The organism is Pseudanabaena sp. Chao 1811 (genome assembly GCF_027942295.1).
Lineage (GTDB): Bacteria > Cyanobacteriota > Cyanobacteriia > Pseudanabaenales > Pseudanabaenaceae > Pseudanabaena.
Genome location: NZ_CP101416.1, coordinates 703,151 through 716,217, shown reverse-complemented (window position 1 = coordinate 716,217; position 13,067 = coordinate 703,151). Strand labels below are relative to the sequence as shown.

Here is a 13,067-nt window from a genome sequence, read left to right as displayed (position 1 = left end):
TTTACTCCTTATTATTCTGGATCGTCTGCATAGTCATTCTCATCATCCTGCTCAGATTGATCATAAGGTTCGACAATCCTTGCGCTACTTTCCTGAATCTTGCGATCCTCTTCTTCATAATCGTACTTTGCCAAGTTTTTGATATCAATTTTCCAGCCAGTTAAACGAGCTGCCAAACGGACATTTTGACCTTCTTTCCCGATCGCTAAACTTAACTGATCTTCAGGTACAAGCACATGGGCAATTCTCTCATTGGCGTTAATTAAGCGCACTTCCTGAATTCTGGCAGGACTGAGGGAGTTAGCAATATAGGTTGAAGGATCGGGAGACCAGCGGATTACATCAATTTTTTCACCACGTAACTCAGCTACTACTGCCTGAATCCGCGCCCCTCTTGCACCAATGCAAGCCCCCACAGGATCAACATCACGCTCAAGGGTATCTACCGCAATTTTAGTACGGGGCCCGACCGCAGGTGATGGAGGATTTGCTTCTCTAGCCACAGCTACAATCCGTACAATTTCTTCCTCAATTTCAGGGACTTCATTGGCAAACAGATAGACAACTAGCCCTGCATCTGCCCGTGAGACTAATAACTGAGGACCACGCCGTGAGCCTTCAAATACCTTTTTTAAATAAACCTTGAGGGTCATATTGGGGCGATAGGGTCTCTCCCCAGCAAGCTGTTCACGCTTGGGAAGTTCGGCTTCAACTTCAGGTTGTCCAAATCCGCTACTAACAGCAACGATTACAGAAGTGTTCTCGAAACGGAGTACACGACCTTGTAATACTGTCCCTTCAACATCTTGGAACTCTTCTTGGATAATCTTGCGCTGTTGATCCCTTAGCTTTTGTGCCAATACTTGTTTCGTTTGGATTGCTGCCATCCGCCCAAAGTCACCTTGCTCAGGGGTGACATCGACAACGACAGTACCACCAGCTTGAGCTTCAGGAGCAACTTCCCGCACCTCTGACAATCCAATCTCATGGTCGGCATCGCTGACTTCATCGACAATCATTTTTGTCGCTAAAACGCGAAATCCTTCACCCTCAAGGTCAAGCTCCACATCAAAATTATTAAAATATTCCTCTTCAAAGGTAATTCCATCGGATCGATAGGTCTTGCGAAACCGCTCATATCCCTTGAGTAAAGCTTCACGTAAAGCATTTTGGACAGCATGTTTGGGAAGATTACGCTCTTTGCTAATCACTTCTACCATTTGTCCCAAACCAGGCAAATTCAACAATGACATAAATTTTCTCGCTTTTTATTTATTTAATTTTTATTCTATTTTTATTCTATTTTGGATAGCTCAACGCGATCGATTAGTTCACGAGGAATCTTGACAATTCGACCTTTAAGACTGATGGCTACATGGGTCTCGTCTCGGAATACCAAATGCCCAGTCCAACTTTGTTTGCCTTCATGAGGAACTGCTGTGCTAACTGTCACCATAAAACCTTTGAAAGCAATAAACTCGCGATCGTCCTGTAACTGACGTTCTGCACCGGGGCTAGAAATTTCCAACACATAGGCATGGGGAATTATATCAATCGCATCAAGTGTTGGCTCTAGCGCACGGCTCATTCTTTCACAGTCATCTAGTCCCGTATTTTGTTCAGGATTACGAATATCGACCCGCAAAACTACAGGGTTTTTATTGGTATGCAGCACGACATCAACAACCTCTAACCCAAGGGGCGAGGCAACTTCTTCAGCAATTTGAAAAATTTGCGGAATTAGAGGATGACTCATAAAATTTACAATGTGAGCGTATAACGTGGGCGTTGCTTCGCGTGTATAAGGCGCGAGGTCTTGAGTCAAGCTTTTAAAAGCTAATTTCACAGACTAGATAGTGTCTTAGCGTGAAGCAGTGGCATCACATCTTGAGGAATACTAAAAACTAGTCTAAAAACAAAAAAGTGGGACGATCGCCCACTCTTCGAGTGCTTTTATCTGTAACCGATCACAGTTAAAATCATCACAGTAGCGATGTCTTAGCTGTTATATACTCTAGTACCACCTGCAAAGTATGCAGCAAGTAGCAATTGAGTGTATCTCTTCGGAGCTTGCGTACCGTAGGTAAAACACCAGAAACTAAAAATATACTTAAACATATTTCAAAATATTTCAAATATATTTGTTTATTTAGTGTTTATTTTTGATTGCTTGCCTACCAGTCCTGAGCCTTATCCTATCATGCGCATTCGAGATCGGGAAAAAGAAACGACATAAAATGACTTTTGGGTTAGATCACTAACTCTGGACGCTCTTCTGGCACAATCGCTCCTTGAATAGGACATACCTCTAGACAAACGCCGCAATCAATACAAACTGTGGCATCAATCTTAAACCAAATTGTACCTTTGCTATTTGCGCCAGATCCTTGCTCAATGCATGCTACAGGACAGGCAGGTACGCAATCAGCGATTCCTTCACAGATATTTGATGCGATCGTATAAGCCATTGAAAAAGACTAAAGTTAGTAAAATATAACTAATGTATAACTAAATATATAACTTTTTCGTATCGAAAACACATAAGTTAGGTGTCTGACTTTATGTTTCCCATGTAATATGTACACATCGCAAATAAATCATGAATAGCTAAGTAGAGTTAATCAGATTAGGCTTTATTTACGATGACACATTCCCTGTAGTCCTCATAATTTAGCTTTTCTGCTTAGTAAATTTAGATGTGATACCAAAAAATAGGCTATTTACCATAACTTGGTCTTCCAATTAGTTGTGGTGAGTTTAGCTCTAATTAACTTCTAAAGAGTTTGATTGGGGAGCCGACAGCAAAATATCATGTTATTGCTGTACCGTCTAATCTTCTCTAAAGTAGGCTTTTTGGGTAGTGATGTAGCTTAGAAGTGACGATTCTAGGTGGTGGTGGTATCGCTAAAGACCATACTCTCTATCTTTTAGTCATATAGCTTACCTGAACTTTTTATAGCTCATCTATATAAACTATCGAAAAAGGTTGACCGAGTCATGAAAAAATACTTATCCTCTACAATTATCTCAGCTACCAGTGTACTTGCGGTTTCCTTGATCGCAGGTTCTGCTAATGCTGCTGGCATCACTTTTACTTCTACCCTTGGTACTAACCCATTCCCAGGGCTGACTGCCTTTGATGATGGTACGGCCCCTGGTTATACGTTTGAATTGGGTGGTGCATCTGCGGCATCAAATATTACGTCGGGTTCTAGTGTTAATGTAAAAGCTGCGCCTTTAGGTGATACCAGTAAGTACTTAGCAGTACAACCAGATCCCTCAATTGAAGATAGTGTACCAGGATTTACTTTAGGTGCTATTTTATACAATTCCCCAACCTTATTAAGTACTTTTGCCATTTATTGGGGTTCGGCTGATGCATCGAATAAAGTTGAATTCTTTAATGGCAATACACTCATTCAAGCATTCACTGGTTCAGATGTTTTTGGCGCTAATGCTAATGGTAGCTGGACTGATCCTAAATCCAATCGTTATGTGACATTTACTGCCAGCAGTCCAAACTATAAATTTGACAAGATCAGGTTCTCTACTGAACAAATCGCTTTCGAGTTTGATGCTGTCGCACCTCGACCAGTTCCTGCTCCTGTAGTTATTCCTGGTATTGCTTTAGCCGCAGCATTTTTCGGTAGCAAGGCTCTCAAGAAAAAACAAGCTAGTGCTGGTTCCATTGCATAGTCGATGTTAATTGACACAATTTAATGCTTTAAAGCCGAAGATAGACCCATACTATCTTTGGCTTTTAGTTTATGAATATATTGTAAAACCAATGAAAACATTACAGCTAGGTACAAGTTGGTTTCTGGAAGAGGCAGGAGGCTTGGCTCGTGTTTACTATGGCTGTGTCAACTATTTGCCACAGATTGGGGTGGATGTAAGTGGCTTGGTGGTTGGTTCCGATCGCGTTTTTGAAAGTTCACTCCAAAAGGTGAGGACATTTGCTTCGGCAGATAGTTCAACTTGGCGGCGATCGCTAAGTCTCCGTAAAGCATTTAATCAAACTTTAGCGAGTTCCCAAATTGATTTAGTTGCTTCACATTTTGCTCTGTATACATTCCCAATTCTTGATCGCCTTGGTGATATACCTTTAGTAATCCATTTTCATGGGCCTTGGGCGTTAGAGAGTAAAGCGGAGGGGGCAGGTAAGCTATCGGTTTGGGGAAAATGGGCGATCGAGAAATTGGTTTATAAAAGGGCAAATGGATTTATTGTTTTGTCGAAGGCATTTCGCCAGATTTTACATAAAACCTATGATGTACCGCTAGACAAGATTTTTATTGTAGGGGGAGGGATTAATACATCGGAATTTAATCTGGATTTATCGATCGCTCAAGCAAGGGGAAAACTTGGGTGGCAACAGAATCGACGGATTATCCTTTGTGTACGCCGCTTAGTGCATCGGATGGGATTGGAGAATTTGATTGCGGCGATCGCAAAGGTACGCCAAAAATATCCTGATGTCTTGCTATTGATTGCTGGTAAAGGCGCGATCGCTGATGCCTTGCGATCGCAGATTCAAGAACTGCAATTAGAAGATCATGTGCAATTATTAGGTTTTGTGAGTGATCAAGACTTAGCGATCGCCTATCGTGCAGCAGAGCTAAGCATTGTACCGACTGTCGCTCTAGAGGGATTTGGGCTAATTGTAATTGAATCTTTGGCGGCGGGAACACCTGTTTTAGGTACACCAATTGGTGGCATTCCCGAAATTTTAAATCCGTTCAATGCTGATTTGATTTTAGAGGGAAGTACCTCGGCGCATTTAGCCCAAGGCATGATCGAAGCATTGTCTGGGCAAAGGCAAATTCCCAGTGCGGAAGCTTGCCAAGCCTATGTCAAACAAAATTACGACTGGCAGGTGATTGCCCGACAAATGAAATCAGTTTATGAACAGGTTTTAACGTAATTTCGATACCGCCAATGGCGCGGCGCGAAGCGCCGCGCCATTGGCGGAAAATGGTAAAAATCGCTTAGCGATTTTTACCATTTTCCGCTTTCGTCGAACTGACGTTAACTTAGCCCTATGATTAATTCTCCTCGATCGCACCTAAAGCAATGAGTTTCGCTTTTTGGGCGGGGGTTAAGCCTGAAGCTTCGTAAATATTTAAACCTTCATAGGGACGAGGTTCTCGATAGGTTCTAATTTTTTGTCCTGTCTTGATATCCCAAAGCTTGACCGTTTCATCACGACTACTACTAGCCAACAGATTTCCATCAGCCGAGAAAGCCACATCATAAATGGTGTCAGTATGTCCAACTAAAGAACTAATAAAATCACCATTTTGCCAGTTCCAAAGGCTGATCTGTGTATCTTCACCTGCACTAGCTAGGCAGATTCCATTGGGAGATGTAGCAATAGTTAGAACATTACTGTGATGTTCGATCGGATCAGGATAGACCTCCCCATTTTTTGTGTTCCAACGATAAATCTTTTTGCCACTACAACCAATGACAATATGGGGTTGGGAAGGCATAAATGTGACCTTAGAAACAATTGAGGAAAGAGAATCTAAGGTTTGGAGACATTCTCCTGTGTGGGTGTCCCAAAGCTTGACCGTTTTATCACGACTGCTGCTAATAATATAGCGATCATCGGGACTAAAGGCGATCGCCAAAATTGCCGCAGTGTGTCCCTGTAAAACTCGGAAACATTTGCCCGTCACAATGTCTCTGAGCTTAATCACCTTACTAGTTTCCCCCGTTGCCAGTAGTTGACTGTCATTGCTAAATACAAGGGTTCTGACTAAATCAGGATGCTCACTGATAGTGGCTAAACATTTACCACTGCTGACATCCCATAGTTTGATCGAACAGTCTTCAGCGCAACTCGCAAGCAGAGTACCACTGGGACTAAAGGCAACCTGCCATACATGTCCTGCATGACCCTGTAATGAGCGAATCCGTTCACCCGATTGGATATCCCAAAGGCGAATTATTGAGTCATCGCCGCCACTAGCGAGGATGGTTTGCTCAAGATTAAAAGCAACGGAACGCACAGCATTGGTATAACCCTGTAAGATCCGAAATTGCTGTCCTGATGTAACTTCCCATAGGTTCAGCAAGTGTTCATTTGAATTATTACCACTTGAAGTTTGGCTATCACTGAGATCTGACCAAGATCGCCCAGTATGTCCTTGGAAAGTACGAATGCAAAAACCTGTATCAATCTCCCAAAGTTTTACCATCTCATCACCACTGCTGCTGGCTAAAATCAGGCGTTCGGGATGGAAAGCAACGGAGCGTACCCAATGGTTATGTCCTGTTAAGGTCTTAAAGCATTGAGCAGTCTTGAGATCCCATAGGCGAATTGTGCGATCGCCACTGCCTGTTGCCAGAGTAGAACCATCATGGCTAAAGCTGACCGCAAAAACAGTATGAGTATGCCCTGTAAAGGTTTTAACACAGCTACCTGTTTCCACGTTCCACAACTTTGTGGTTTTATCTTCACTCCCACTGGCTAGCACATTGCCATTGTGACTAAAGGCAAGCGACCAGATGATATCTTGATGCCCTTCCAATAGCTGGATACATTCACCTGTATCAACATTCCATAGGCGGACTGTTCCATCATCACTACCGCTAGCCAGTAGATGTCCCTTGGGACTAAAGGCGACAGCTTCGACAATGTCTTCATGCCCCTGTAAAACCTGAAAGCATTGTCCTGAACGCCACAATCGTACCGTGCGATCGGCATGGCCACTGGCTAAAATTGTGCCATCGGGACTAAAAGCCGCAGACATAACTGCACCAATATATCCTTGGAGCGTATTTAAACAATCTCCTGTCGATACATCCCATAACTTGATCGACTGATCGATGCTACTGCTAGCTAAGACTGTCCCCGCAGGATTAAATGATACGGAAACGACCCATCCCTTATGCCCTTTATAGGTGAGTAAGGGTTTTCCATCGCTCACCCGCCAAAGATGAATATCGCCTTTGGTATCGCCGATCGCTAATAATTTGCCATCAGCACTAAAGGCAACGGACAGAACACCACCAATTACTTCAGCAAAAACGGATTTAAGTAAAGCTGTTTTGGAAAAGTTAACACGGTGTAATTTGACTTCCGATAAATAGGCTTGGCGAATGGCAAGATAGGAAAAATCTATACCTGTCAGGTCAATGCCAAGATGACATAACAGATTAATAATATTGCCACCACCATAACCAAAGGTGGACTTCATTTCACCTTCAGGACGAAGTTCGCGTCGTCTTAGCTCAGAAAGAGTCTGTAATAGCTCCTTTGCTACCATTTGCTTACTGCCCAAACGCCCTAACAGCTTGGTAACCAATGGTTCTAAAATTAAGCGAATTTGACTTTGGCGCACATAGTCTTTAGATGTGGCTTTAATCAAGGCATAGTGACGCAAATAGAAAAGTTGGCGATTGAGTTTCGACTGGATACTGGGCAAAATTCCGAGGGGATGTTCTTGGGTAATTTCTTGATAAATTTGCTCAATTAACAGGTTTGTCACAAACTCCATCACCACAGGCTGTTGCGTAAATCCTGCTGCTGTATGCTCAACTAGCGATCGCCGCTTGAGTGATCGCAAAGACATCATTAGATAATTCTGTTCGATTGTCGGCACAATATCGGAACGCAATTCATTGGGCTGCACTGGCTCACGGTTAATCGCCAACCACAGCATAATTTGCTTTTCATGGGCTGTTAGCCGCTGATATTGCTGCTCAATCAGATTACTAATGCCGCTAAAAATAATCGATTTCTGTTCTAAAAAACGATGGATACTACCTGAATAGAGATCTTTTATGGAAGTTGCTGCAATTTTTAGAGCCAAGGGATTGCCCCGATACCATTGCACTAGTCGATGTAGATCACTCGACATAGCCCTGATGCCCTTAGCCTCAAGGACACGCTCAGCCGATGGTTCATCCAGACCATGCAGTTGTAAAGCTCTTACGGGTAAGATATCCCCTTCTAGGGTGGCGACTTCTTCAGGCATTTCACGGCTGGTAATCACCAAACAACTGCGATGGGAAACTTCGCCAACCCTTCTTAACAAAGCCCCATAGCCTTCGTAGTCCTTACGATATGCACCAGTTTGGGCTTCATCTTTTAAAACTGATTCAAAATTATCTAATACCAATAAACAACGATAGCGTTGTAAATATTCTAATAAGCGAGAGATCAAGGCATTGGGATCACTCGTATCAGGGGTCTCTCGCTGCTGTGATAGGAAATGAATAATCGTCGCCAACATTTCACTTGGTGTTTTGGCATTATTGAGCGATCGCCACACCACAAAGTCAAATTTACTTTGCAATTGCTGAGCAAGCTTGACCGATAAAGTCGTTTTCCCTAACCCTCCCATACCTAAAATCGCCACTAACCGACAGCGATCATGATCAACCCACTGTTCTAACGTAGTTAGCTCTGGAGTACGACCATAGAAAAAAGTTACATCAACTACCTCACCCCAATCTTGGTGACTACCCGTTTGATTATTTAAATTAGGTATGGTGTTACTTAACAAGGCTTTTTTGCCCTGCATTTGACGGCGGACTACATTTTGTACCGTGCTTTTGGTTACTTTCTCGCCAAAGGTTTCCGTTAGCAAATGCCACAATTTATGACTGACTAACTTGATGTAACCTGCATCATAGCCAGTTTGTTTTGCGATCTCTGAGTAGGATAACCCTTGCCATACTCCTAGAAAGACAGCCTGCTCAACACGAGTTAGACTGCGCTCTTCTAACGACAACTCTATAAATGTCACCGCTTCATCAGCCGTCATGTATACGCCTTAAATATATAAATATAACTTTTATATAACCTTACTTTGTCATTCTAAGATGTTTTACGCTTTGTGGTATTTTGTTGTAACTTTTGGTGTCGTAATCCTCACTGGTTGATGGAACAGCAATTCTTGATGATCTTCTCCAGATCCAAAAATCTACCTATAAATTTAAGGCTGCTAAGGTAAGTAGGCTAAATATAAAACTGAAAGACCTGTGGCGCAAACCTCAGGTTTTTTGATTTTAGCTATGCCGAGGTACTTAGATATTTATATAGCAATCCTAATTCATTTGAGAGATTAAAATAATTTATGGCGATTTCTTAAATTACTCGCAATTGCCATAGCGCTAGGTTATACAGCTTCTGTAGGATTTTTAAAATTGGCAAGATGTGCGACTATATCTGAGATCTCATATTGATGCTACTTTCCAGACCTAAAATTCAAATTAACCAGCACCTTGGCAACAAAAAGTAAATCTTTACGTCTTTTTTCTGGGCATAATTTGACTTTTCATAAAAGCATTTATTTATATAGCTTTTATGAAAGATTAGGTTTCATGGGAAGCATATAACGATATATTGATACCATTTTTCAGTTGGAAATTATGAAAATTGCTCTAGTTCACGATTATCTTACGCAACGGGGTGGCGCTGAAAGGGTATTTGAACAAATATGTAAGCATTTCCCAACTGCTGATGTTTATACATCTATCTATGATCCTGAAACTACGGTTCAATTGGGCGCTCGCCATGTCCACACCACATTTTTGCAAAATGTCCCTGGAACCCGTAAATACTTTCGCCTATTTGCCCCCTTTTACTATGCTGCCTTTAGATCCTTAAACCTTAAGGAGTATGACTTAATTATCAGCAGCAGTTCTAGTTTTGCCAAAGGTGTCCAAAAAAGACCAGATGCAATCCATATTTGCTTCTGCCACAACATTACTCGATTTCTCTGGGATACAAATACTTACCTCCGTGAATATGGCGTATACAGCCTTCTTCAACCGCTAATTGAGCTGATTTTTAAAATCATGCGACGACAGGATTTTGACTATGCTCAATCTCCTGACTACTACATTGCTAATTCCACCACAGTTGCACAACGTATTCGAGATGTTTATAAAAAGGAAGCATTAGTCATTAACTATCCGATCGCTGATTGCCGCTTTACTTTTTCCGATCAAAAGGATGATTACTATCTTGTTTGCTCACGACATATCAGCTATAAGCGCCTTGATATAATTGTTGAAGCGTTTAACGACCTAGGGCTACCTCTAATCATTACAGGGGAAGGTCCTAAAATGAAGCATTTACAGGCTCAAGCCCATAGCAATATTAAATTTCTAGGTCAAGTAAGTGATCTTGAACGCTGTAATTTGATGGCAAAGGCAAAGTTTGTAGTAGTGTCTGCGTTAGAAGATTATGGACTAGTCCCCATTGAGGCAAATGCTAGTGGTACTCCTGTAATTGCCTATGGTGCTGGAGGAGTATTAGATACCCAAGTTGCAGGACTTACGGGTATTTTGTTTGAGCAGCAAAATGCTCAATCCTTGACTAAGGCTATTATCACAGCCCAAGATATGGATTGGAACTATGCCAAAATTCGCGATCATGCGATCGCAAATTTTGCCGAAGCAGTGTTTTTTGATAAGGTTGATCAGCTAATAGGAGAAATTTGTAGTAGTAAAAGTACTCATCAAGAGATATTCAAAACTTAATCAACAGGTTACTTAGAGTTAATTTGCTTTACCATAGACATCTTCCATAGGATACGACAATGAATATATCCACTGTGCAATCAAATAAACCCGTGATCTCTGAGCAAGATCCTGGCTATGGGAAGATTTTGGCAGTTTTGGTGCGCAGGCGTTTTTGGCTTTTAGGTGGACTAAGCCTAGGATTAGCAATCGCGGTATTCATGAATATTATTGCTAAGCCTAAGTACACTAGCTCAATGCGATTGTTGGTTGAATCAACTTATAAATCTAATTCTTCGGCTTCATCATTTGTTGATTCTAATGTGCAAATTGATTATGCAACTCAGTTAACTCTGTTACAAAGCTCTTCGATGTTTCAAAAAGCCGCCAACCTACTGGCTGCGGAATATCCTGACATCACGGTGTTTGACCTGCAATCATTAAAAATTGGGATGCTAGGTGGTAAAGAAGCCCCTACTAAAATTGTGGAAGTCCAATATACATCTAAGGATCCCGTCAGAACTCGCCAAGTTTTAAGGGCTTTTCAAAAAGTATATACAGACTATAACCGAGAACAACAGGAAAAACGCTTACAAAAGGGCTTAGCTGGTATTGATGAGCAAGTTACTAAAGTTCGTAAAAGTATTGCTGATGTAACTGAACTAATTCAAGAGTTTCGCCGCAAAAATAATTTGTTTGATGCTAGTCAGAGGGTTGCAGAAATTACATCAGCTTTAAGCGGAATTGAGCAACAGCAGCGCAATACCAAACTTGAATATGAACAGGTAAATGCTAGGCTTGCGTCCTTGCAGCAAAAGCTAAACTTATCGTCACAGGATGCTGTGTTGATAACTCGACTAAACCAGTCGCAACGCTATCAAGCTCTAATATCAGAAATGCAAGCTACAGAAGTTGCCCTTAATCGGGAGAAAGCAAGGTTTACAGATGATAATCCTGTCGTTGAAGCCCTACAGCTAAGGTTTAATCAGCAAAAAGTAAGTCTTGATGAAGAAAGAAAAAGTATTTTAGGGGATGCTAACTTAGCTAAGTCTTCTAAGTGGAATGGCGATCAACTAAGTGGGATTGATATCAATTTAGCATCGCAAATTGTTGAAGCACAGACTCAACAAACTCTCTTACAAACTCGGTTGACTTCTCTAGCCAATCAGGAGCAAGCTCTGCGAACAGAAATTAATCGACTACCCAAACTGTTAGGTGAATACGAATCTTTAAAGCCAAAACTGCAAATTCAACAGGATACTTTGCAAACATTACTGAAAAACCGTCAAGAGCTAAGTTTGGAAATTGCTCGTGGTGGTTTTGATTGGCAAGTAGTTGAGGAGCCAGGGCTTGGTTTTACAGACGCAACGGAAGCATTACGCAGAAACTTATTACTAGGTGTTGTTGCTGGCTTGTTTCTTGGTGGGATTGCCGCATTTGTCAGAGATATGCAGGATGATACGATGCACACCTATGATGAACTAGAGCAGCAAATATCTTCTTTGTTTTTATTAGGGATGACTCCTCAGTATTTGCAAGCTGATGAATCAAATGCTAATTTTCTGCCCCAATTTCTCAAGGGACAATCGGTTTCACCACTGACAATTGAGATTGTGCAGTGGATCCCTTTCCGAGAGTCTCTCGATTTAATTTATAAAAATATTCAGCTAAATACTTATTCCCAAGAAGTAACTGTGCGATCGCTTGTGATTACCTCGGCATTGCCTAACGAAGGTAAATCCACTATTGCTCTTGGACTCGCTACTAGTGCGGCACGATTACATAAACGGGTGCTATTAATTGATGCAGACTTGCGAGCCCCAACCCTGCATAAAAAGCTCAACTTGCCTAATGAAAGAGGTCTATCGACATTACTTGCGAGTAAAGGTAGTATTGACAGCCGAGATGTCATTCAATCATCGAATACTACTATTGATATACTTACGTCTGGTCCAATTCCTAGTGATTCGGTCACTTTGCTTAGTTCAGAATGGATGCAAAAATTAATTTCGAGCTTTGAGCAGGAATATGATCTTGTAATTATTGACTCACCTCCAATTTTGGGAACAGTGGATACAATTCAGATTGCGTCTTGTAGTGGTGGCGTAGTAGCAGTTGCGAGGATTGATCGCATTACTCGTGGTGAGTTTTCTCAAGCTATTTCTATTCTCCAGAAACTAAATCTCATTGGTGTGATTGCTAATGCTGTAAAGGAACTACCCCATAGTTATAAATCTGTGGCGAGCGATGAGGAAGAGGAAGAAGAAGATCGTGATTCTAATTGATAACTGATTGTACATGTACCCCCCATCTCTCACCCTTTCGTATGAGGGAGAGAGGGTGCAACACCAATTATTTTCTTGTTCCTCTCTCCTGCGGAAGATAGGCTAGAGATGAGGGCTATATATCTAGAGAAATTAGAACCAATTTAGATCCCAGAGTGGAGTTGTGCAGTAGTTCTATGTCTGAAGACTGAAGTGGTGATCGCCATAGCTTAGAGCCTCAATCAAACTTTGCTAGAGTAGTCCTAAATCCTTTGTAGGCAAGGCAAAGAGCTGTATTCTCTTGTCATGCTCCTGAGCTTCTAA

General features: G+C 41.7%; 8 protein-coding genes. 4 read left to right on the top strand and 4 right to left on the bottom strand.

Annotation, left to right across the window (positions count from 1 at the left end; translation table 11 throughout):
* Positions 1-11 precede the first annotated feature (11 nt).
* The 3 genes from nusA to NMG48_RS03425 all read right to left on the bottom strand — a co-directional run bounded on the left by nusA (position 12) and on the right by NMG48_RS03425 (position 2,468).
* Positions 12-1,253, bottom strand: a complete 1,242-nt coding sequence (gene nusA, locus NMG48_RS03435; RefSeq protein ID WP_271253995.1) for a transcription termination factor NusA — start codon at positions 1,251-1,253, stop codon at positions 12-14.
* Between the two features lie 41 nt (positions 1,254-1,294).
* Positions 1,295-1,756 (bottom strand): ribosome maturation factor RimP, encoded by a 462-nt coding sequence (rimP, locus tag NMG48_RS03430; protein ID WP_271253994.1) that lies wholly within the window; start codon positions 1,754-1,756, stop codon positions 1,295-1,297.
* Between the two features lie 493 nt (positions 1,757-2,249).
* Complete coding sequence (locus NMG48_RS03425; RefSeq protein WP_126387761.1) at positions 2,250-2,468, bottom strand: indolepyruvate ferredoxin oxidoreductase subunit alpha; 219 nt, start codon at positions 2,466-2,468, stop codon at positions 2,250-2,252.
* Positions 2,469-2,997: 529 nt separating this feature from the next.
* Here NMG48_RS03425 and NMG48_RS03420 point away from each other — a divergent pair.
* Both NMG48_RS03420 and NMG48_RS03415 read left to right on the top strand, forming a co-directional pair.
* A complete protein-coding gene (locus NMG48_RS03420) occupies positions 2,998-3,696 on the top strand; it encodes an Npun_F0296 family exosortase-dependent surface protein (protein ID WP_271253993.1) in 699 nt (232 codons plus the stop codon).
* A 91-nt stretch (positions 3,697-3,787) separates the two neighbouring features.
* On the top strand, positions 3,788-4,924 hold the full coding sequence (locus NMG48_RS03415) for a glycosyltransferase family 4 protein (RefSeq protein ID WP_271253992.1): 1,137 nt from the start codon (positions 3,788-3,790) through the stop codon (positions 4,922-4,924).
* 121 nt (positions 4,925-5,045) lie between these two features.
* Here NMG48_RS03415 and NMG48_RS03410 read toward each other — a convergent pair whose 3' ends face one another.
* Positions 5,046-8,777, bottom strand: coding sequence for a WD40 repeat domain-containing protein (locus NMG48_RS03410; protein WP_271253991.1), 3,732 nt, complete (start codon positions 8,775-8,777; stop codon positions 5,046-5,048).
* 607 nt (positions 8,778-9,384) lie between these two features.
* Between NMG48_RS03410 and NMG48_RS03405 the strand changes: the two genes are divergently transcribed.
* Positions 9,385-10,500 (top strand): glycosyltransferase, encoded by a 1,116-nt coding sequence (locus NMG48_RS03405; protein ID WP_271253990.1) that lies wholly within the window; start codon positions 9,385-9,387, stop codon positions 10,498-10,500.
* 59 nt (positions 10,501-10,559) lie between these two features.
* Positions 10,560-12,764 (top strand): GumC family protein, encoded by a 2,205-nt coding sequence (locus NMG48_RS03400; RefSeq protein WP_271253989.1) that lies wholly within the window; start codon positions 10,560-10,562, stop codon positions 12,762-12,764.
* The last annotated feature ends 303 nt before the right edge of the window (positions 12,765-13,067 follow it).